20 protein-coding genes are annotated in these 21,470 nt (G+C 70.8%); 15 read left to right on the plus strand and 5 right to left on the minus strand.

The window, feature by feature from the left end; translation table 11 throughout:
* Window positions 1-125 precede the first annotated feature (125 nt).
* The 11 genes from ACQP2T_RS00815 to ACQP2T_RS00865 all read left to right on the plus strand — a co-directional run bounded on the left by ACQP2T_RS00815 (window position 126) and on the right by ACQP2T_RS00865 (window position 10,445).
* Window positions 126-473 (plus strand): STAS domain-containing protein, encoded by a 348-nt coding sequence (locus ACQP2T_RS00815; protein ID WP_214635395.1) that lies wholly within the window; start codon window positions 126-128, stop codon window positions 471-473.
* A complete protein-coding gene (locus tag ACQP2T_RS00820; RefSeq protein WP_433514273.1) occupies window positions 470-1,207 on the plus strand; it encodes a glycosyltransferase family 2 protein in 738 nt (245 codons plus the stop codon). Before ACQP2T_RS00815 ends, ACQP2T_RS00820 begins: the two co-directional genes overlap by 4 nt.
* 374 nt (window positions 1,208-1,581) lie before the next feature.
* Complete coding sequence (locus ACQP2T_RS00825) at window positions 1,582-2,022, plus strand: PaaI family thioesterase (protein WP_433514274.1); 441 nt, start codon at window positions 1,582-1,584, stop codon at window positions 2,020-2,022.
* Window positions 2,023-2,444: 422 nt separating this feature from the next.
* Window positions 2,445-3,260: an SAM-dependent methyltransferase gene (locus ACQP2T_RS00830; protein ID WP_433514275.1), complete on the plus strand. Its 816-nt coding sequence runs from the start codon at window positions 2,445-2,447 to the stop codon at window positions 3,258-3,260.
* Window positions 3,261-3,338: 78 nt separating this feature from the next.
* Window positions 3,339-4,061 (plus strand): ECF RNA polymerase sigma factor SigK, encoded by a 723-nt coding sequence (gene sigK / locus ACQP2T_RS00835; RefSeq protein WP_433514276.1) that lies wholly within the window; start codon window positions 3,339-3,341, stop codon window positions 4,059-4,061.
* Complete coding sequence (locus ACQP2T_RS00840) at window positions 4,058-4,882, plus strand: anti-sigma factor (protein WP_433514277.1); 825 nt, start codon at window positions 4,058-4,060, stop codon at window positions 4,880-4,882. Before sigK ends, ACQP2T_RS00840 begins: the two co-directional genes overlap by 4 nt.
* Window positions 4,883-5,057: 175 nt before the next feature.
* On the plus strand, window positions 5,058-5,579 hold the full coding sequence (locus ACQP2T_RS00845) for a DUF305 domain-containing protein (protein ID WP_433514278.1): 522 nt from the start codon (window positions 5,058-5,060) through the stop codon (window positions 5,577-5,579).
* A 2-nt stretch (window positions 5,580-5,581) separates the two neighbouring features.
* Window positions 5,582-6,160: an MFS transporter gene (locus ACQP2T_RS00850; protein WP_433514279.1), complete on the plus strand. Its 579-nt coding sequence runs from the start codon at window positions 5,582-5,584 to the stop codon at window positions 6,158-6,160.
* 67 nt (window positions 6,161-6,227) lie between these two features.
* On the plus strand, window positions 6,228-6,962 hold the full coding sequence (locus tag ACQP2T_RS00855) for a YcnI family copper-binding membrane protein (protein WP_433514280.1): 735 nt from the start codon (window positions 6,228-6,230) through the stop codon (window positions 6,960-6,962).
* Window positions 6,963-7,099: 137 nt separating this feature from the next.
* Window positions 7,100-8,197 carry a serine hydrolase domain-containing protein gene (locus tag ACQP2T_RS00860; protein ID WP_433514281.1) on the plus strand — a complete coding sequence of 366 codons (1,098 nt, stop codon included), beginning with the start codon at window positions 7,100-7,102 and terminating at the stop codon, window positions 8,195-8,197.
* Window positions 8,198-8,204: 7 nt separating this feature from the next.
* Window positions 8,205-10,445: a polysaccharide lyase 8 family protein gene (locus ACQP2T_RS00865; RefSeq protein ID WP_433514282.1), complete on the plus strand. Its 2,241-nt coding sequence runs from the start codon at window positions 8,205-8,207 to the stop codon at window positions 10,443-10,445.
* Here the strand turns inward: ACQP2T_RS00865 and asnB are convergent.
* Window positions 10,442-12,256 (minus strand): asparagine synthase (glutamine-hydrolyzing), encoded by a 1,815-nt coding sequence (gene asnB / locus ACQP2T_RS00870; RefSeq protein ID WP_433514283.1) that lies wholly within the window; start codon window positions 12,254-12,256, stop codon window positions 10,442-10,444. The genes ACQP2T_RS00865 and asnB overlap by 4 nt on opposite strands.
* Before the next feature lie 155 nt (window positions 12,257-12,411).
* Window positions 12,412-12,780 (minus strand): hypothetical protein, encoded by a 369-nt coding sequence (locus tag ACQP2T_RS00875; protein ID WP_433514284.1) that lies wholly within the window; start codon window positions 12,778-12,780, stop codon window positions 12,412-12,414.
* Window positions 12,781-12,864: 84 nt separating this feature from the next.
* Between ACQP2T_RS00875 and ACQP2T_RS00880 the strand changes: the two genes are divergently transcribed.
* A complete protein-coding gene (locus tag ACQP2T_RS00880) occupies window positions 12,865-15,048 on the plus strand; it encodes an NB-ARC domain-containing protein (RefSeq protein WP_433514285.1) in 2,184 nt (727 codons plus the stop codon).
* A 60-nt stretch (window positions 15,049-15,108) separates the two neighbouring features.
* Here the strand turns inward: ACQP2T_RS00880 and ACQP2T_RS00885 are convergent, their stop codons facing one another.
* On the minus strand, window positions 15,109-16,677 hold the full coding sequence (locus tag ACQP2T_RS00885; protein WP_433514286.1) for a hypothetical protein: 1,569 nt from the start codon (window positions 16,675-16,677) through the stop codon (window positions 15,109-15,111).
* A 587-nt stretch (window positions 16,678-17,264) separates the two neighbouring features.
* On the opposite strand from ACQP2T_RS00885, the gene ACQP2T_RS00890 reads away from it, so the two are divergent.
* The gene (locus ACQP2T_RS00890; protein WP_433514287.1) at window positions 17,265-17,573 is read left to right on the plus strand and encodes a hypothetical protein; all 309 of its coding nucleotides are present in this window, start codon (window positions 17,265-17,267) and stop codon (window positions 17,571-17,573) included.
* Between the two features lie 147 nt (window positions 17,574-17,720).
* Here ACQP2T_RS00890 and ACQP2T_RS00895 read toward each other — a convergent pair whose 3' ends face one another.
* Window positions 17,721-18,338, minus strand: a complete 618-nt coding sequence (locus tag ACQP2T_RS00895) for a TetR/AcrR family transcriptional regulator (protein ID WP_433514288.1) — start codon at window positions 18,336-18,338, stop codon at window positions 17,721-17,723.
* 184 nt (window positions 18,339-18,522) lie between these two features.
* Here ACQP2T_RS00895 and ACQP2T_RS00900 point away from each other — a divergent pair, with 184 nt between their 5' ends.
* Together ACQP2T_RS00900 and ACQP2T_RS00905 are read left to right on the plus strand one after the other, a co-directional pair.
* Complete coding sequence (locus ACQP2T_RS00900) at window positions 18,523-19,497, plus strand: Gfo/Idh/MocA family protein (protein WP_433514289.1); 975 nt, start codon at window positions 18,523-18,525, stop codon at window positions 19,495-19,497.
* Between the two features lie 98 nt (window positions 19,498-19,595).
* Window positions 19,596-20,558 (plus strand): sulfotransferase family protein, encoded by a 963-nt coding sequence (locus ACQP2T_RS00905; RefSeq protein ID WP_433514290.1) that lies wholly within the window; start codon window positions 19,596-19,598, stop codon window positions 20,556-20,558.
* Between the two features lie 3 nt (window positions 20,559-20,561).
* Here the strand turns inward: ACQP2T_RS00905 and ACQP2T_RS00910 are convergent, their stop codons facing one another.
* The gene (locus tag ACQP2T_RS00910) at window positions 20,562-21,467 is read right to left on the minus strand and encodes a hypothetical protein (protein ID WP_433514291.1); all 906 of its coding nucleotides are present in this window, start codon (window positions 21,465-21,467) and stop codon (window positions 20,562-20,564) included.
* Between the last annotated feature and the right edge of the window lie 3 nt (window positions 21,468-21,470).

Genomic DNA, 21,470 nt, shown 5'->3' on the forward strand with positions numbered 1-21,470 from the left:
GTGTCACACAGTCAAGCTTCGCGTACTCTCTGTTTTCATGGAGTCCAAACGGAGGACAAAATCCTGAGGTTGCCCTATCGGCGTGACAACGTGACCGGAAGCCTCCGCGCCGCTAGCCTGCCCATGTGGAGCTCAAGGTCTCGACTCGATCACATGCCGGCCATGCGCTAGTCGCCATCACCGGTGAAATCGACCTCTATACGGCACCCCACCTGCAGGCGGAGTTCGCTCGGCTGCTGCAGGACGGGCCCAGCCGCGTGGTCATCGACATGTCCGGCGTGGATTTCTGCGACTCCACGGGGATGAACGTCTTGCTGTCCGCGCTGAAACGCGTCAAGGAGCAGGGCGGGGCGCTCGACGTCGCCGCCCCACGGCCGGCCGTACGCAAGATTCTGCAGGTCACCGGTCTCGATTCGGTCTTCACCGTGCATGACGAGGTGCCGCAGGAGTTCCTCATCTCCGAGGGGTCATGAAGGATACGACGGTCGCGGATGTGGCAGTCATCGTCCCGGCCAAGGACGAGGCCGACCGCATCGGTGCCACGGTCACCGCGGCCCTCGCGCTGCCCGGCGTCGATCTGGTCGTGGTCGTCGACGACGGCTCGACCGACCAGACCGGCCGGGTGGCGCGGGCGGCGGGGGCCAGGGTGGTCCGTCACAGCCGCAACCGCGGCAAGGCGGCGGCAATGGAGTCGGGCGCCGAAGCCGTGCGCCTGCTCGACGGTGAGACGCCGCACCACTTACTCTTCCTGGACGCCGACCTGGGCGACACCGCCCGGGCCGCCTCCCCGCTGATCGAGCCGGTGCGCGCCGGCACGGCCGACATGACCATCGCGGTCTTCGTCACCCGCGTCAAGCTGGGCGGCCACGGCCTGGTCGTCCGCCTGTCCAGGGACGGCATCCGCAGGGCCACCGGCTTCGAGCCTGCTCAGCCGCTCAACGGCCAGCGCTGCATCACCAGAGACGCCTTCGAGGCCGCCCGGCCGCTGGCGCACGGGTTCGGCGTGGAGACGGCGCTGACGATCGACCTGCTGCGCAAGGGCTATCGGGTGGAGGAGGTCGAGGTGGAGATGGCCCATCGGGCCTCCGGCACGGACTGGCGGGCCCAGGTGCATCGGGCCAAGCAGCTACGGGATGTGGCACGCGCGCTCGCCACTCGGGAGCCGCTAATCACCCAAAACCTCGACAAAATCCGCCCAAAGCGCTAACCCCCTCCGCGCCTTTGCCCGGCAAACTTCCCCAACTCTCCTGATCGGCTGGGAAATGGGCGGTTTTCCCGGGTTGTGGGCATCGGTGCTTGTGGGGCATCGGTTGCGGGCATCGGGCTTGCGCTGCGCCCGCTTCGCCGACGGCAGCACCGTGACCGGCGACGTGCTGGTGCCGACCGCGGCTATCAGCACAGTGACCGAGGGCAGCATTGCGACCGGTGACGTGCCGGTGGCTGCCGATGGCGTGATGTGCGCTGCCTTCGAGTTGCCGGACGGCTCGTTCGAGCTGTCGGATGGCTTGTTCGGGCTGCCGACCGCGGAAACTGTGGCAGAACAGTGGCGGAATTGTCGGTGCGGGTCTGTTCACTGTGTTCATGGACACCGAACCGCGGAGGCGCGGGCCGTTCTGGGACGTGCTGGCCGGGCGGGTCCCGCCGCCGGCCGCGGCCGAGACCCTGGGCTGGCGGCTGATCGAGGTGGATCCCGAGCGGGGCACCATCGAGGTGGCGTTCGATGCGAGCGAGCGGTTCGTCAATCCCGTCGGCGTGATCCAGGGCGGTTTCCTCGCCGCGATGCTCGACGACACACTGGGGCCGGCGCTGGTCGCGACGCTGCCGGAAGACCAGTTCGCGGTCACCCTCGACCTGCACGTCCAATACCTCCGCCCGGCGCGGCCGGGGCGGCTCACCGGCCGGGGGCGGGTGGTGCGGCGCGGCAGGGAGGTGTGCTTCCTGGCCGGCGAGCTCATCGCGCCCGACGGCAAGATTGTGGCCGTGGCGACCGCGACCGCCCACCTCCAGGCCCGCCGGGACTAAGCCGTGGCGACCGCGACCACCCCCTCCAGACCCGCCGGGACCGAGGGATGTGGACCTTGTGTGGTGAGCACGTGTGGCCGGGGGCGCGCCGCCTCGCGTTGCGCCTGCCCACGGGCATGTGATCGCTTGGCCGGTGCCGGTGCCGGTGCCGGTGCCGGTGCCGGTGCCGGTGCTGGTGCCGGGCGTGGGGTGCGGGGTGCCGGGTGGGCGGATTGGGCTCGTGTGGTTGGCGCGTGTAGATCGAACGCGCGTCCGGAGTGCGGCGTGTGGAGTGCGGCGTGTGGCGGTCGGAGTCCTGTGTGCGCGTAGTGGGCGGCGGTTGCTGGCCGAAATCTCGTACGCGTTATGCCCGAAGAGACCACTAAAGTGGCTCTTGGACGAGCGTGGCCGGGGGCCGCGGTCAACCTGAGGAATGGAGTGTCATGAGCGATGACAGCCCCACCGGCCAGTCCGCATGGGAACGCATTGACACGACCATCCCCCATTCAGCCCGCGTGTGGAACTATCTGCTGGGCGGCAAAGACCACTTCGCGCCCGACCGCGAGGCCGGTGAGCTGCTGCTTCGGACATTTCCTGACTTCGCCGAAGTTGCGCGACTGCAGCGGGAGTTCCTCATCCGCGCGGTCACGTACCTGGTGGAAGAGGCCGGAGTCAGGCAATTTCTGGACATTGGGACTGGCTTGCCGACGGCCAACAACATCCACGAGGTCGCCCAGCGCACCGCCCCCGAGACCCGGGTCGTCTACGTCGACAACGATCCCATCGTGCTCGTCCACGCCCGTGCCCTGCTGACCAGCACCGAGCCGGGCGTCACCGCGTACATCGACGCCGACGTACGCAACCCCGACGTCATCCTCCAAGGCGCGGCCAAGACGCTCGACTTCAGCCAGCCGATCGCCCTGGTGATGTTGAGCATCGCCGGGCAGGTGCCCGACGAGGACGACCCGTGGGGGATCGTCGACCGGCTGATGGCCGCGTTATCGCCGGGCAGCTACCTCGTGCTCAGCGACGGCACCAACACCAACCCGGCCCTGATGGAGGCCGTCAGCGCCTACAACAAGGCGGCCGCCAACTCCTATCACCTGCGCAGTCCCGCCCAGATGGGGACGTTCTTCGAGGGGCTTGAGCTTGTCGAGCCCGGCGTCGTACCCACTCCCCAGTGGCGGCGGCCCAGTGACGCGTGGGACGAGCCGTCCAAGCTGGTGAGCGCGGTGTGCGGGGTCGCGCGAAAGCCGTAGGGGCTCCAGGACATCCATCGCCCTCTCTGATCCGAACCACCTGTGGCCGGCGCCGCGCCGACCACGGCGGGAGGGTGCATGGAAGCGGGACGCGAACCGGGCCGCATCGAACCGGGACCCACGTCGGGCCGCATCGAACCGGGACCCACGTCGGGCCGCATCGAACCGGGACGTGCGCCGGGGGGTTTCGAAGCCCGGTACGGGCCGTCCAGCCGCGGCGAAGCAGGACGCGGGCCGGGCTGGGGAGGTGAGCGGGTCCCAGGGGTCGAGGAGTTGCTGGAGGACGTCGCGCGGGGGGACAGGGCGGCGTTCGAGCGGCTGTACGAGGTCGTGGCGCCACGCGTGTTCGGGCTCGTGCTGCGGGTGCTCCGGGATCGGGCCCAGAGCGAGGAGGTGGCTCAGGAGGTCCTGGTGGAGGTTTGGCGCAACGCCGCGCGCTTCCAGTCGGGCCGGGGCTCGGGGATGGCATGGGTGCTGACGATCGCGCATCGCCGGGCGATCGACCGGGTCCGTTCGGCTCAGGCGAGTATGGATCGCGAGGAGCGGGCGGCCCGGATGGACGTGCACCGGCCCTTCGACGAGGTCGCCGAATCCGTCGAAACCCGGCTCGAACGCGAGCGCCTGCGCCGCTGCCTGCAAGGCCTGACCGCGTTGCAGCGAGAGTCGGTCACCATCGCCTATTACGGCGGATATTCCTATCGTGAAGTCGCTGAGCTGGTCAAAGTCCCGCTCGCGACGGTGAAGACCAGGATGCGCGACGGGCTGATCCGGCTGCGCGACTGCCTGGGGGTGGAGCGATGAGAGGCATGGCCGGCGGGCCCGATCCGCACACGCTGGTCGGCGCGTACGCGCTGGACGCCGTCGACGACGAGCTGGAGCGGCGCCACTTCGAGGACCATCTGACCGGGTGCGCCGAGTGCGCGCTGGAGGTCGCCGCGTTCGCCGAGACGGCGGCCCGGCTGGGCTCCGCCGTGGCCGTCGAGCCGCCGCCCGGCCTCAAGGAGCGGGTATTCGCCCAGATCGACCAGGTCCGGCAGGTCCCGCCGACCGTCGCCGTACCCGCCCAGCAGGAAGCCAGCTGGGGGACACCGCGGCGCTCCGAGCATCGGGCCGGGCGGCGCCCCGAGGGGCGATCCCAGCGGTCCCGGCGGCCTCGGTGGCGGCCGCTGGTGGCGGCCGTGGGCGTCGCGGCCTGTCTGGCGGCGGCCGTCGTGTTCGGCGTCGGCGCCTTGCAGGCCCGTGATGAGCTGGACCAGGTACGGCGGATGAACCAGGAGGTCGCCGCGGTGCTGACCGCGCCGGACTCCCGCATCGCCACGGCCGCGGCCAAGCAGGGCGGTCGCGGCACGGTGGTCGTGTCGCGCTCGCGGGGCAAGATGGTGTTCCTGGCCGCCGGGCTGGCCGATCTGCCGGAAGGCCAGGTCTATCAGCTCTGGCAGCTGGCCCCTGGGCGGATCGGGTCGGCCGGGCTGCTCAACGCCGACGCCGCAGGCCGCACGCAGCCGGTGATCGCCGCGCCGGGACCCGGGGTGGCCAAGCTCGGCGTCACCGTCGAACCGGCCGGCGGCTCCGCGCAGCCGACCACCCGGCCGCTGTTCCTGGTGAACCTGCCCGCCACCTGACCCTCGACCGCCATCCATCCGGAGGTCGGCCGCGAATACCTGGTACGGCAGCGCCGGCGAGCGCGTCACTCGAGGCCATCTCGTGAGTGACGCGCCGACCGGCCCGTTGTTGAACTGTTATCCGGCGCACCGCGTATCTCCACGTGACCCATCCCCACACCCCCCAAGGGGAAGCATGCGTTGGACCACGATCGTCGGCGCCCTGCTCTGCGCGACACTGACCGGTGGGTGTGCCGCTTCGGCGGCGGGAGCGCCCGCCGCCGTGGCCGCCTACGACCAGCAGGACGTCACCTTCAGCCAGGAGATGATCACTCATCACCGGCAGACCATCCAACTGGCCGAGCTGGTCGCGAAGCGCACTGACACGCCGTACGTACGCGAACTGAGCCAGAAGCTGGAGACCAACGAGAAGGCCGACATCGAGAAGATGTCGTCGTGGCTGAAGTCCTGGCAGGTGGCCGTGCCCGCCGAGGAGACCAAGGGCGTCGCCGACCAGGTCGCCCAGCTGACCCCGAAGTCCGGTAAGGACTTCGACAAGCTCTGGCTGTCCCTGATCTCGCAGCACCTCGACCACGGCGTCATGATGGCCACGTCCGCCCAGAGCGGCGGGAAGCACGCTCCCACGATCGAGATGGCGACCCGGCTCGTCTCCGAGCAGACCGCCCAGATCGCGGAGATCAAGGAGCACCAGGCCTGATCGTGACCCGTACACAGGACTCGCGGCGGCAGGTGGGCGTGACGCGCGCCAGGCTGCCGATGCGTCTTGCGCGGTCGGCCTCGTTCACGGTCGTCTGCGTGGCCCTGTCCGCCATCGGGCACTGGCTGGCGGGCGGCAACGCCCCTGGGCCGGGCATGGTCGCGGGCGCGGGCGCCGTCGTGCTGGTCGCGGCCACCGCGATGGCCGGCAGGGAGCGATCCCAGCCGCTGATCGTCGGGCTGCTCGGCACGGCGCAGGTGGGCCTGCATGTGCTGTTCGCCTCGACGGGCGAGTCCCCGCACCTGACCGGTGTCCACGGCCAGAGCACCTGGCCCGGCATGTTCCTGTGTCACGCCGTCGCCACGCTGCTGACCGCGTGGTGGCTGGCCGGCGGTGAGGCCGCCCTCTGGTCGTTGCTGCGCCGTCTCGCCTCGCGCGCCGTACGGATCCTCACGCCTGTCTCCGGCCCTCTCTGGCCGCCCGCCGCCCCCGTGGCCGCGGATCTCGTTCCCGACCGGCCGCGCGAGCGCATGTTGCGGTACGCGGTCGTACGGCGCGGCCCACCACTTCGTTCTGCCTGACCCCCCGACGACGCGAGCAGTCGAGCGCGTCGTGTCCGGCATTTCCGAAAACGAAGTGGAGACTCCCATGCTTTACCGCCGAATCGGCACCGTAGCCGCGGCAGCCCTGGCCCTCACCGTGGGCCTCGCGATCCCCGCCCTCGCCCATGTCTCGATCAACCCCGGCACCGCGGAGAAGGGCGGCTGGACCAAGCTCGCCTTCCGGGTGCCCAACGAGCGTGACGACGCCTCGACCACCAAGCTCGTCGTCACCTTCCCCACCGACCACCCCCTGCCCTTCGTCTCGGTCAAGCCCGTGCCCGGCTGGAAGGCCGAGATGACCGAGGGCAAGCTGCCCCAGCCCGTGGTCTCCGACGACGGGGACAAGGTCACCGAATCCGTCCTGAAGATCACGTGGACCGGCGGCAAGATCGAGCCGGGACAGTTCCAGGAGTTCGAGGTGTCGGTCGGGCCCCTGCCCAAGGACGTGGACGAGATCGCCTTCCCGACCGAGCAGACATACACCGGCGGCGAGGTCGTCAAGTGGGCGGACGCGCCCAAGAGCGACGGCACGGAGGCGGAGCACCCGCTGCCCACGCTGAAGCTGGTGGCGGCGGCATCCGGCGGGGAGCACGCCGGGATGGCCATGACCAAGGCGGCTCCGCCCGCCGCGCAGCAGACGGTCGCCGTGATGAAGCAGTCCGCCTCGTCGCCGGCGTCCGACGGCACGGCCAGGGTCATGGGCGTCGCGGGCATCATCGTCGGGCTCCTGGGCGGCGGGTTGGGTCTGGCGAGCTTCAGACGCCGCTCCACAGCCGCCTGACGAGCCGATCCACGGCCGCTTGACGCGCCGCTCTCCGGCCGCCTGACAACCCGCTGTCACCCAGCTCCCGATGAGTTTCCGGCCGTTAGCCTGTCTACACCCGCGACAGCGGTAGCGGCAGGGGGAGGGGCGCGGTGATGAGCGACATCCAGCAGCAGGTCCAGCGGGCCATCGACCGGATGGTCGAGTCAGGGGCGGAGCGTGGCGTGCAGGTGGCCGGCTACCTGCACGGCGAGCAGCTGGTGGACGCGGTCGCCGGAGTGGCCGATCCGGCGACCGGGCGGCAGGTGACGCCGGGCACCGTGTTCTACAACTACTCGATCGGGAAGGCGGCGACCGCGACGGTGGCACACGTGCTCGCCGAGCGCGGCGCCTTCTCGTACGACACGCGCGTGGCCGAGCTGTGGCCGGAGTTCGCCGCGCACGGGAAGGGCGCGGTGACCGTCCGGCACGTGCTGACCCACGCGGCCGGTGTGCCGGGCCTGCCCGCGGACACCACGGTGGCGGACCTGTGCGACTGGGACAAGATGTGCGCGGTGCTCGCCGACGCCGAGCCGTGGTGGGAGCCGGGCACCGCGGTCGGTTATCACGGCTACACCTTCGGCTACCTGGTCGGTGAGATTGTTCGCCGGGCGACCGGCAAGCCCATCTCGCAGGTGCTGCGGGAGGAGGTCACCGGGCCGCTGGGCGTGGCCGACGAGCTCTACTTCGGCATGCCGGCAGCCGAACACGGCCGCCTGGCCCGGCTGGAGGACCAGGAGGGCGCCGCGGACATGATGGCGGGCATGCCGGCGGACTCGCCGATGTTCAGGGCGGGCCCGTCGGCCACGTTCCCGTCGGCCGCTCTGGGCAACCGGGCGGACATTCTGGCGGCCGACATCCCGGCGGGTGGCAAGACCTCGGCCCGCGCCATCGCGCGCGTGTACGCCGCGCTCATGGGCGATGTCCCCGGTGTGCGGCTGATCTCTCCGGAGCGGCTGCGCGAGGTCACGGCTGTCACCGCCGAGGGCGTCGACCAGGTCTTCGGCAATCCTTCCTCGTGGGGGCTGGGGTTCTCCATCGGCCTGCCGGGGGTCGAAGAGCCGGTCATGAGCGCGTTCGGGATGGGCGGTGCGGGCGGGAGCTTCGCGTACGGGGACACGGCCGGCGGCCTCGCGTTCGCGGTGACCAAGAACCGGCTGACCGCCGACTTCTCCGCCGCCACCCAGCTCATCCAGATCGTCTCCGGCCACTGATCCCTGCGTGAACGAGTACTCCAGGCGGTTGTTCCTCCGGCTCGGCGGTGCCGCCGTGGCCGGTGGGCTGGTCCCCGCCGCGCGGGGATCGGCCCACCCGGCGGACTTCGCCCTCCTACGCCGCCGGTGGCGCGACGTGACGGCGGGCGCGGGGTTCGACGCGACCGCGGAGCCGTACCGGACCAGGCTCGTACAGCTGGGCAGCACCGCGGCCGGCTACCGGGACACCATGGCGCCGACCGGCACGTCGCTCTGGCCCGGCCTGGCGTTCCCGTCCTTCGTCCAGACCCCGGTGCGGCTGCAGGCCATGGCCCGCGCGTACGCCTTACCCGGGACCGGCCTGACCGGCGACGCGAGCCTGGCCGCGGCCGTCGCCACCGGCCTCGACCACTACCGGCGGCAGGTGTACGCGGCGGGCGCCCGCCCGGTCGGCAACTGGTGGCCCTGGCAGATCGGCACCCCGAAGCGGCTCCTCGACGTGGCCCTGCTGATCGGCCCGCACCTGACGGACCAGCAGAGCCGGGCGCTGAGCGAGGCCGTGGACCACTTCGTACCCGAATGGCGCCTGGACGACTACAGCGGCAACAGCACCGGAGCCAACCGGGTGGACCTGTGCACGGTGACGCTGCTGCGGGCCATCCTCAGGTCCGACGCGGACAAGGCCGCGCGGGCCGTCTCGGCGCTGGACCCGGTCTTCCCGTACGTGACCGAGGGCGACGGCTTCTACCGGGACGGCTCGTTCATCCAGCACACCTCCATCCCCTACCAGGGCGGATACGGAATGGTGATGCTGTCCGGCCTCGCGACGCTGTTCGCGGTGCTGCGCGGCACTCCGTGGGAGATCGCCGCCCCGAACCTCTTCGACATGGTCGACCGGTCGTTCGCGCCGTTCGTCCACGACGGCTTCTGCATGGACCTGGTCAGCGGGCGGGGGATCAGCCGGGATGCGTACGGTGACCACAGGAGGGGGCGGCTGATCGCCTCGGCGATCCTGCTGCTGGGGGACGCGGCGCCCGTCGCGGCGCGTACCCGCTGGCAGGGCATCGTCAAGGGCTGGGCGGTACGTGACACGGTCCAGCCGATGCTCGAAGAGGCCGACCTGGGGTTCCACGCCCGCCTGGCCGCGATCCTGGAGGACGAGACGATCCCCGCCGCGCCGGAACCGGAGGGGCACAGGCTGCTGCCGATGAGCGCCCGCGCCGTCCACCGGGGGCCGGGCTGGTGCGCGGCGCTCAGCATGGCCTCCTACCGGATCGGCCACTACGAGCACGGCAACGGCGAGAACTTACGCGGCTGGCACACCGGCTCGGGAATGCTCTACTGGTGGGCCAAGGGTCACGGCGACCAGTACTCCGACTCCTTCTGGGCCACCGTCGACCCCTACCGGCTGCCGGGCACGACCGTCTCCACCAAGCGGCTGGCCGACGGCGCCGGCGCGGCGTGGGGTGACACCTGCCCGCCGGGCCGCTGGGTGGGCGGCGCCACCGACGGCAGGTACGCGACGGTCGGCCAGCACCTGAACGGCCTCCAGAGCACGATGGAGGCGTTCAAGTCGTGGTTCTTCCTCGACGATGCCGTGGTCTGCATGGGCGCCGGGATCACCGGGCGGGACGGTGTGCCGGTCGAGACCATCGTGGACAATCGCCGGACCGGCGCGCTCCTCACCCTCGACCAGAAGGCGGGCTGGGCGCACCTGGCGGGGCACGGCGGCTACATCTTTCACGGCCTCCTGCGCACGCTGCGCGAGAACCGCGCCACCGACTCGGTGACCCGGAGCTATGTGACCCTCTGGCTCGACCACGGGACCGACCCGGACGCGGCCGGCTACTTCTACGTGCTCCTTCCGGGGGCGACCCCGGCACGGACCCGCGCCCGTGCCACCGATCCGACCTGGTTACGCGTCCTGGCCAACACCGCGCGCCAGCAGGGTGTCCAGGTGCCGTCGCTCGGCCTGACCGCCGTCAACTTCTGGAACGCCGGCGTGGCCGGCGGTCTGACCGCCTCCGCTCCGTGCGCGGTCCTCGTCAAGGAGGGCGGCGACGGCACGGCCACGCTGACGGTGTCGGATCCCCGGCGCGACCTGAGCGAGCTGACCGTGATCTGGGACCGGCCGGTGACCCGGGTGCTGCGCGGCCATCCGCTCCTGGTGAGCGCCACGACGGGCGCGCGGCTCACCCTCCGGTGGGGGCGGCTGTCGGACCGGGGCGGCAGCTCGAAGACGATCACCGTAAGGCTGGGCCAGGCCTAGAGGTCCAGGCGGACGCCGTAGGACTCGAGCCAGACGTTCAGGTCCAGGGCCAGCTCCAGGCTCATCCTCGACATCGTCGTGGTCGTCTTGCCGACCGGGGCCGCGGTGAGCTCCCTGACGGCCGCCGCGTCGAGCAGCGGCAGGATCGGCGCCTTCCCGGCGCGGACGAGGTCGCTCAACGTGTCGCGCAGTGCCTGCTCGTAGGCGACGTCCTGGGTCGCCGGGTACGGGCTCTTGACCCGCCGCAGGATCGACTCGGGCACCAGGTCGCCGGCGGCGGCGCGGAGCAGGCTCTTCTCCCGGCCGTCGAAGGTCTTCATGGCCCACGGCGTGTTGAAGACGTACTCGACCAGCCGGTGGTCGCAGAACGGCACCCGGACCTCCAGGCCGACGGCCATGCTCAACCGGTCCTTGCGGTCCAGCAGGACCGGCAGGAACCGGGTCAGGTGCAGGTAGCAGACCTCCCGCATCCGCCGTTCGAGGGCGTTCTGGCCAGGCAGGTACGGCACCTCGGCCAGAGCGCTCCGGTAGGTGTCGGCGGTGTACGACGCCAGGTCGAGCCGGTCGAACAGCGCCCTGTCGAGCAGATCGGCCGGGTCATGGTCGCGCATCACCATCGCCAGCCACGGGAAGGTGTCGGCCTCGACCGCCTGCGGCGCGTGGAACCACGCGTAGCCACCGAACAGCTCATCGGCCGACTCGCCGGACAGGGCCACGGTGGAGTGCTCGCGGATCGCCCTGAACAGCATGTACAGGGAGCCGTTCATGTCACCGAGGAAGTTGGGGATGTCGAAGGCGCGCACCACCGACGAGCGCAGGCGCGGGTCGGTCAGCTCCGCGGTGTCGAGCATGATGTCGGTGTGGTCGGAGTCGACGTAGCGAGCGAGCTCCTGTACGAACGGCGCGTCCGGATCACCGCGCAGCTCGTCGGGCTGGAACTGCTCGGCGTATCCGGCGAAGTCCACGGCGAAGGACCGGATCTGCCCGTGCTTCCTGGCCAGCGCGGTGATGGTGCTGGAATCCAGGCCGCCCGACAGCAGGCTGCACAGGGGCACGTCCGAGACGAGCTGGCGGCCCACGATGTCTTCGAGCAGGGCGCGGATCGTGCCGACGGTGACGTCGAGGTCGTCGGTGTGCTCGCGCGGCTCCAGCGCCCAGTAGCGGCGGATGGCCAGCCCGTCCCGGCGTACCCGCAGCAGGTGGCCGGGGCGCAGCTCGCGCATGCCCTTGAAGACGGCCCGCTCCGGGCTCCTGCCCAGGGTGAGCAGCTCGCGCAGGCCGTCGGTGTCGACCGCTGGCTCGACCAGTGGGTTGGCGAGGATCGCCTTCGGCTCGGAGCCGAACAGCACGCCGTCGCGCAGCGGGTAGTAGTAGAGCGGCTTGACGCCCAGGCGGTCGCGCACCAGCAGGAGCTCCTGGGCGTGGTCGTCCCAGATGGCGAAGGCGTACATGCCGTTGAGCCGGTCGGCGACGCCCGCACCCCATTCGAGGTAGCCGTGGAGCACCACCTCGGTGTCGCTCCTGGTGCGGAAGTGGTGCCCCTTGGCCGCCAGTTCGGCCCGCAGCTCGACGAAGTTGTAGATCTCCCCGCTGTAGGTGATGACGACCGGGCCCTCGGCCGTCATGGGCATGTGGCCGCCCTCGACGTCGATGACCGCGAGCCGCCGGTTGCCGAGTATGGCGTGCGGTGACAGCCACAGGCCCCGATCGTCCGGGCCGCGGCAGCTCATGGTCTCGGTCATGGCCTGGGCGGTGCCGTTTTCACTGGCCAGGTCGCGGCTGAAGTCCACCCATCCGGCGATTCCGCACATGCGAGAGTCCTCCCAAGAGTTTGGGGGTGTCGTCATATCGGGATACGTGCAACGTATCCGCGCGTAGGCGGTTGGTCTATGGACGGGAACGGAAGGACTCGTACAAATCAGGCGATTAGCCGCTGGAATGGCGGTATCGGGCGGACCTTTCAGTCCTAACTGGATTTGCCGAAATTGATCGACCCGAAAATGTCACCCGCTTGGAGCACCGGGCCGGTGATCCGGGCGTCGCCGCTGATCGTGTTGGACACGTCGTGCTTGATCTGGACGAGCCGGGCCGTCTCCGTGGTCCACGACGTGAGGTTCTGCCCGAATTCAACGTCTTCCTGGGCGCGTTCGACCAGGCTTTTGGCGGTTTCCTCCGGGGTTTGCGCTGTTTCGATGGCGGCCACGGCGTCGTCGCCGAAACGGCGGCGTACGAGGCCCGTCAAAGAGGTCCAGGCATTCTTGCCGGCTTCGCCCGCGGCGCCGCCGACAATCGCCGATATGACCGCCGCCAGAGCGGGAATGACGCTCGGATCCATCGCGCAGCTCTTTTCGTCAAGGACGTTCTCCCAGACTAGCGCTCCGCTTGCCACGATCCAGTGCGACGGGAACACTACTGAACCGTGGCTGGGCCGGAGAGCGGTGAGCAGGCGAACGACGCGGATATACGCAACGAGGTGTCCGGACAGGTGTCCGGCGGGGTGGTGCAGGCCAGGGACATAGGGTCCGTGACCATAGGCGCCACGCCTCCGCCGCCCCCCGTACGCATCCCCCGGCAGCTGCCCGCCGCGCCGCCCGGCTTCGTCAACCGGACCACCGAGCTGGCGCTGCTCGACCGCCTGCTTCTCCTTGAGGAGGGACCCGCGATCGCGGTGGTCAGCGGCCTCAAGGGGGTCGGCAAGAGCGCGGTCATCCGCCGCTGGGCGCACCAGGTGCACGAGCGGTTCAGCGACGGCCAGCTGTACGCCGACTTCGGCGCGCTGCGGCACCGGGGCGGCACCGAGGTCAGCGACGTCCTCGGTGGGTTCCTGCGCGCGTTCGGCGTCCACGAGGAGTGGATCCCGGCGGAACTGCCGGAACGGGCGGCCATGTTCCGCTCCATGACGGCCGACCTGCGGCTGCTCGTGCTGCTGGACGACGCCGAGCACGCCGCCGAGGTGACGCCGCTGTTCCCCGCCTCCGCCGCGAGCGCGGTCGTCGTGACCAGCCACCACCAGCTCGGCGAGCTGCTCGTCGCGGGGGCGCGGCCGGTCAGGGTCGCGCCGCTCCAGGACGAGGAGGGGGTACGACTCCTCTCGGGCATGCTCGGCGAGGACCGGGTCGCCGCCGAGCGGGAGCGGGTGAGCGAGCTCGTACGGCTGTGCGGCGGCCTGCCGATCGCCCTGCGGGTGGCCGGGGCGCGGCTGGTCCAACGGCCGACGTGGACGGTCGAGCGGCTGGTCGGCGAGCTACGGGACGCCGAACGACGGCTGGACCACCTGATGACGGAGGGCAGAGCGATCGTCGAAGCGGTTTTCGACTCCGCGTACACCGGGCTGCCGGAGCGGGCGGCCCGCCTCTACCGCCTGCTGGGCACGCTGCCCGGCCCCGGCTTCTCTGCCGGGGTGGCGCGGGCCGTCCTGGAGAGCGAGCCGGACCACGCGCTGGACCTGCTGCTCGACGCGAGTCTCGTCGAAGAGCTCGACGGCGACACCTACCGCTTCCATGACCTGGTCCGGCTGCACGCGGCCCGGTGCGCGCGGCGCGTGGACCCGCCCGAGGCGCGGGAGGCGGCGCTGCGGCGGGTGGCGGAGTGGTACCTGGGGCAGGTGGCCGCCGCCGATGCCGCCATGGGTCCCCGGTTGCGCCTGGCCGATCATCGGGAGCGGTTGTCGGCCGTCGGCCTGCCGTTCGCCACGCCCGGCGCGGCCCTCGACTGGCTGGAGAAGGAGCGCCCCAACGTGCTCGCGCTGCTGCGCGCGGTGGCGGCACATGAATGGGACGAGCTGGTCTGGCAGCTGGCCGAGGCCCTGTGGCCGCTCTATCACGAGCGCAAGCACTACGCGGACTGGATCGAGACCAACCGGCTGGGCGTGGCCGCGGCGCTCCGCGTCGGCGACCGCGCCGTGGAGGCCAGGATGCGAAACCAGGTGGCCCGCGCCCACCTGGAGCTCGGCGAAACCGACCAGGCCCAGGCCGAGCTGGTCCACGCGCATCAGGCGGCCCGCGAGGCGGCTGACCCGAGGATGGAGGCGGTCGTCCTGGAGTCGCTCGGACAGGTCGCCCTGGCCCGAGCGGTCGCCCTGGGCCCGCTCGGCCAGGCCGCCCACGACCCGCTCGGCCAGGCCGACCTGGAGCCGTCCGGGCAGGCCCGGGACCTGATGGAGGATGCCGCCGCCCGCTTCGCCGCCGCGCTGGCCATCCACGAAGGGTTGGGCAACACGCGGGGGATCGGCCTGCAGAGCTACCACCTCGGGCTGGTCCACAGCCGCGCGGGCCGGAACGAAGCGGCGACCGCCGCCTTCGACCGGGCTCTGGCCCTCATGATCTCGGCCGGTGACCGGCTCAGCCAGGGGAAGATCCACCTCGTCCTTGGCGAGGCCCACCGCGAGCTCGGCCACTCCGCACAGGCGCTGCACTCGGCGCGGATCGCCGCGGACATCATGCGCGAGCGCCGCATTCCGGCCAAGGAGACGCGTGCCCTGGAACTGCTGGCCGACCTCGACCGCAGGGACGCTGGGGACTATCTGCGGCGGGCCATCGCGGTCTGCCTCGCCTCCGGCAACCTGCCCAAGGCCGAAGAACTCCGCGCCCGCCTGGGCGACTGAGACGGCCGCTTCTCGCTCGCCTGAGTGAGGTCGGCGGCTCTTGCTCGCTCGCCTGAGCGGCTAAGCGAGGTCGATGGCCGCTTCCCGGTCGCCGACCCGGACGGTGGTCAAGGGGCCGTCGCCGTTGACCAGCCAGCCGTACACCGCGGACGGCAGGCACCGGGGGTCGAGGTCGCCGCGCGTTCCGGCGGAGGCGGTGACGTCGAACCGTCGCCCGTCCCGCAGCGCCAGACGAACCCGCCGCGCACCGGCCACCTCGGCCGCCATGAGACAGCCGGGGTAGCGCCGCAGGGTCTCCGCCGCCCAGCCGTCGGCCGCGTCGTTCCCACGGACGATGATGGCCGCCGTCTCCAGCCGCCGCCGGTCCGGCTCCTCGGCGTCCACGACGAGATGCGGGTCCCGTACGCGCTTCCCCTCGCAGGGCGCGGGAAAGCGCTGCCCCGCGCCGGTCACAGGGAAGCGGCGCAGGGACACGGTGCCGTCCTGGACCTCGGCTTCGACCAGGAACGACAGCACCTCGCCACGCTCCCCCAAGGGATCGGGCAGCGCGGTGGCGGCGGGCTCGGGCCCGGGTTCGAGGTCCATCAGCCGGTACGCGACGTGCCGTAACAACGTGCCCGCCCGGCCGGACTCGCCCAGCGTCCGCTCGGTGACCTCGTCATAGGCACCCGGCCGGTACGTGTCCATGATCCGCTCGATCTGCCCCAGCAGGTCCCGTCGCGGGTCGAGGCGGGGCAGCGCCCGGGACAGCGCGGCGGTGGGGGAGGCCGGATCGAGTTCTTCGGCCTCACGGCCGGACGAGGCCAGGAGGGTGGGGCGCCCCAGCGCGGCGCCGTAGAAGGTGACCGACCCGTGGTCCCCCACGACCACGTCCGCCGCCAGGAGCGCCGCCTGCCAGCCCTGCCGAGGAGGGAGCAGCACCAGGCCGGCGTCAAGGGCGTCCCCCAGCCACAGCCGGACCTGCAGGCCGCCGTGGCCGTACCAGACGTTCGGATGCGCGGCCAGGACCACCTGGTACTCGTCCACCGGCAACTCGGCCGTCAGCCGCGCGACCAGGTCGTCGTTGGCGCCGAGCAGGGAGTGCTCGCCCCAGGTGGAGCTGATCAGCACCAGCTTGCGGTCACCGGTGCCGAGGGCGCGCCGGTAGCGGTCGCGCCGAGCCGCGTTCGCCAGGATCCGGTCGAAGCACGGATCGCCGGTCACCACGGCCAGCGGCACCGCCTCCGGGCATTCGCCCGCCAACCGGGTCAGCTGCTCGTGGTGCGGCAGGGCGATGGCCGCCGGTACGAGCCGGCCATCGCGCACCAGCTGGCGCCGGGCGAGACCCGAGACGCCGCCCGTGGCGGGAAGCAGCCGGTTGTGCCCGGCGCCGTGCGGAACCAGCAGCAGCGGGGCCCTCAGCCGGTGCAGGTCGCCGTTGGCACTGGCGGAGACGGCCAGGTCGAAGGGAGTGTCCACGGCCTGCGCCCAAGAGACGACACGTGCCTCGACGTCCCGCAGATAGTCGCCGATCCCGTCGTCGAACGCCGAACCCGCGGCGACCGTGAACAGCACCTGGACACGAGGATCCGAACGGAACAGCGGCAGCACGTCCAGCAGCCGGCTCGCCGAGGTGACCGTACGTGCCACCGCGAGGATGTTCCGGCTGGTGCCGACCGTGCGCCAACGGCGAGACCCGGAGCCGATCGGTACACGAAGCCAACCCTCGCCGCTCACCACCACTCCGACCGGCCCGATTCCTCAGTTGAAAGCCCACCATATGACGATGGCCCGTCGTACAGGTACGCGGCCGTCCGATTCTTCGGGCGGTCCCGTCGATGCGGGCGTGCGGGAAGCCGGTCAGCGGGCGCGCTCGTGGTCGAGCACCGGGCAATCACCTTTCCCGTCATTTACCATATTCCTGGTATGTCGTTTAAGAGCTGAGGGAAGCGCCGATCACCTCTCCGGCGATGACGGTGAATTCCCGGTGCGATGCTTTGGGGCGCCTCGCCGCACGCAATCCCGCATTTCCCGACATATCCGGTGCATTCATATTATGTGGTGGCATGTTGTGAAATGAGGCTTTGCCTGTCGCCGGGAGACCGGGCCGCTCGCCGGGATTATGGTGGGAATGTTCATGCCGTATCGGCGTATCCCGGGGAAACCGAATCCGGCGCTCTCATCCGACCCTCAGTCATCAATCGGGGGACCGATCGTCATTCAGGGAGTGATCTCTGGTGCTCAAGCGTCTGCTTCTCACCGCCGCTCTGGCGGCGGCGTCCACCGTAATCGGCACCGGAACGGCCACCACGCAGGCCGCCAGCGCCGCGAGCGTCTGCCCGCCCACCGCCGAGCACGTCACCACGCCGCAGAGCGTGGCCAAGAAGTGCAAGTGGAAGTGGGACAGCCACCACCGCTACTGCAAGTACTGCTGGCACCACGACCACTGGTCCAAGGAGTGGTGCAAGAGCGGCGGCGGCGGTGGCGGCATGGGCGGTCACGGCCACGGTCACGGCCACGGCGATGACTGGTGGAATAACCACTGACCCACCAGCATCGACCCACGCACAACGGTCGCTCCGCGTGGCATCATCGCGCGGAGCGATCCCCCATGTGAAAGGCGCGTTCTTCGGCGCGCTTGGTGGTGAATTCCGGAATATCGCGTCGTCCGGAACCGGGCCCCTGCGGGGGAGTCAGGAAGTCGTGCTCGGGGACGACAAGCCGAGCATCCGGGTGGTGATCCGATGCAGGTGGATACGGAAGCGGTCCACGCTCCTTTCGCCTTCGGAGAAGCTGGAAAGAGGCGTGCTCATCGTGGCGTAGCGCACGAAAATGATGACGGACCAGGCGATCGCTCGCACACAGAGCTCCACGTCGGCCTCGGAGTCCATGAGGCCCGCCTGGGCGGCGCTGTTGAACTTGCTGTAGACCGCATGGACCAACGGCTCGTTGTAGATCTGCTCCAGGTTCTGCAGATCGGCGGCGTCGCCCAGCCAGCGGTGCATCAGCAGCGCGGAGATGTCGGGGTTGTCGAGGCAGAAGTTCAGGTAGTCGTCGACCAGCGCGTGGACGCTCGCCGCCAGCTGTGGCGCGCCCGACTCGTCGAGACGATCGAGGGCCCGCTCCAACAGGGCCTTCTGCGCGGTGTAACCGCGCCCCATCACCGCCAGATAGAGCTCCCGCTTCGACCCGGCGAGCTTCATGACGGTGTCGATGTCCAGGTCGGCGGCCTCGGCGATCTGCACCATCGTCGTCGCGTCGTACCCGAGGGCCGCGAACAAGCGCATCGCGGCCGAGATGATCCTTTCCACGCCGCTCCTTTCCTGAACACCTGCTTCCCGAACGCTGGCTGTCTGAACGGATGCGATTCGCGTCCTGAACGCCCGCGATCCGCGCCTCGGTCCGCGAGGTCGGCTAACCCCGTCCACTCCAACAGATCGGCTGTCAAGCCTCGGCAAAGCGACACGCGGCACGGCGGTCTGGCAGCATGGGATCATGCGGATCGGGACGCTCGGCGCAGCTCGCATCACCCCCATGGCGCTCGTCAAGCCCGCCCGCGCCGTGCCCGAGGTCGAAGTGGCGGCGGTGGCCGCCCGGGATCGGTCGCGGGCCGAGAAGTTCGCGGCCAAGCACGGCATCCCGCTCGTCCACGACTCCTACGAGCAGGTGATCGCCGACCCCTCCCTGGACGCCATCTACAACCCGCTGCCGAACGCCCTGCACGCCGAGTGGACGCTCAAGGCGATCGAGGCGGGCAAGCACGTGCTCGCCGAGAAGCCGTTCACCTCCAACGCCGCCGAGGCGCGGTCCGTCGCGGATGCCGCCGAGAAGTCCGGCGTGGTGGTCATGGAGGCGTTCCACTACCGGTATCACCCGCTGATGGAACGGGCTCTGGAGATCGTCGCCACCGAACTCGGCGAGGTCCGGCATGTCGAGACATGGATGTGCTTTCCACTCCCCAATTTCTCCGACATCCGCTACTCGCTGGAGCTGGGCGGTGGCGCGCTCATGGACGCGGGCTGCTACGCGGTGCACTGCCTGCGTACGCTCGGGCCTGGCGAGCCCTCGGTCGTGGGCGCGGCAGCCCTGCTGCGATCGCCGGGCGTCGACCGGGCGATGGCCGCCGACCTGCGCTTCCCCACCGGCGCGACCGGGCGGATCCACGCCTCCATGTGGTCGGGAAACCTGCTCAAGATCGCCGCGCGGGTCGACGGCGAACGCGGGTCGCTGCGCATCACGAACTTCATCGCCCCGCAGCTCTTCCACCGGATGACCGTGACCGTCGACGGCCGGCGGCGCCGCGAGCGCGTCGCGGGCGACGCGACCTACACCTGCCAGCTGCGCGCCTTCGTGGCGGCGGTGGAGCAGGGCACCCCGCCGCTGACCCCGCCGGCGGACTCCGTCGCCAACATGACGGTCATCGACGACATCTACCGCAAGGCGGGACTTCCCCTCCGCGGCATCCAGTAACCGGGGCCCCCATGGTGAGCATCCCCTGTCTAGTTCCCTACTTGAACGCCCTATATAACTGGTAGGAAATTAGATGTTAGGCGCCGGGATTTGGAGGGATGACCGTGGATATGCCGAACTTCCTGGTCGTAGGGGTCCCGAAGGCGGGAACGACGGCCCTGCACGCCGCTCTCCAGCGGCATCCGCAGCTCTTCCTGCCACAGGTGAAGGAGCCCAAGTACTTCCTCACTGACGGCCCGCCACCGGCCAGGGGCGGGCCCGGCGACGTGGAGACGTACCGGGAGCACGTCTGGAGGCGCCAGGACTACGAGGCGCTGTTCGCCGCGGCGCCCGCCGGGGCGCTGGCCGGCGAGTGCACGCCCTTCTACCTGTACGACCGGGACGCGCAGCGGCGCATCAAGGCGGCCGTCCCGCACGCCAGGCTCATCGTGATCGTGCGGGACCCGGTCGAGCGCGCTCACTCCAACTGGACCCACCTGTGGTCGGTCGGCCTCGAACCGATCGGCGACGTGGTACGCGCCTGCGAGGCGGAGGGCAGGCGGATCGCGGCCGGGTGGGCGCACTTCTGGCACTACGTCGGACTCGGCCGGTACGGCGAGCAGCTGGCCGTCCTGTACGAGCTGTTCCCGCGCGAGCAAGTGCTGCTCTTCCGATACCGGGACCTCGTCGACCGGCCGGCCGACACGCTCGACCGGATCTGTGGCTTCCTCGGGGTGGAGCGGGGGCTGCTGACCGAGATGCCGAGGGAGAACGTGACGGCGCATCCCGACGCGAGCCCCCGGCACGCGGTGCTGTCCTCGGTCCGGCGGCTCCTGCCCGGGACTCTGGCCGATCCCGTCGAGCAGCTGCTCCAGCGGCGGGCCGCCCCGCGCCGCCCGCTGACCTGGGAGCAGCGGCGGCAGCTCATCCCGTACTTCACCGACGACATCCGGCTCCTCCAGCAGGTGACCGGCGAGGACTTCAGCGACTGGCTCAGGCCCAGGGAGCGTTCGGGCGGCCTGGTCGGCAGCCGGCCGCCCGGCCAGCGGCAGTCCAAGAACGGGCGCCCGCACCCGTCCTGACGATCAGCGCAGTTCGGTGCGCAGCTCGTGGGCACCGTCGGCCCGGGTGTACTCGTAGTACAGCCGGATCCGCCCGTCCGGCAGGTCGACGATGTCGAGGTAACGCAGGCCGCCGCCCGCGTGCGGCGACATGGCCGCCGGGGCGGTCCCCACCGGGGTCAGCTCGCCGGGGTCGGTCCCTTCGGCGATCCCGGTGCGCTCCTCGTAGTTCTCGGCCGCGCTGGCCCGCCCGTCGTAGAAGGCCAGCACCCGGTCACCGGCGAAACGTACCGAGCTGATCCGTACGCCCCGCCCGTCCCACAGCCCCGGCCGCCCGCTCAGCGCCGTGCCGTGCCACGTCCACTCCAGGCCGTCGGCGCTGGTGGCGTAGTCGGTCACCATCCGGTCGGCCTCGTCGGAGTCGGCCAGCGGATGGCAGGAGGCCCACAGGTGCCACTTCCCGTCGCGCCGGACGATCACCGAGTCCTTCACGCCGGTCTTGGGGTCGCCGGGCAGGACAGTCTCGCGTGAGCGCGGGTCGAACCCGGCGGGGTCGTCGCTCTCCAGCACCTCCACCCGCCAGTGCTTGGTGCCCGGGGTGGCGCAGCTCAGGTACAGCCGCCAGCGCCCGTCCTCGGTGCGTACCAGGGTGGGCCGTTCCAGTGACTCGGCGGCCATCTCCTCGCGGGTGATCGTCGTCAGGGTCTCGAACCGCTCGCCGTCCACCGAACGGGCCACCACGACCGCGTACCCGCGACCCTCCCCCACGGGGCGGCGCAGCCGGTAGGCGAGATAGATCAGCCCGTCCGCCGCGACCGCGCTGGGACCCCCTGCCCAGTGCCCTTCGCCCGCGATCGGCGGTGCGATCGCGACGGTCGCGCGGTCAGGGTCGGGGAGCAGGGCAGCGGGAACGTCCGTGGGGTTCGACATGGA

The organism is Nonomuraea sp. CA-143628 (genome assembly GCF_050942315.1).
Lineage (GTDB): Bacteria > Actinomycetota > Actinomycetes > Streptosporangiales > Streptosporangiaceae > Nonomuraea.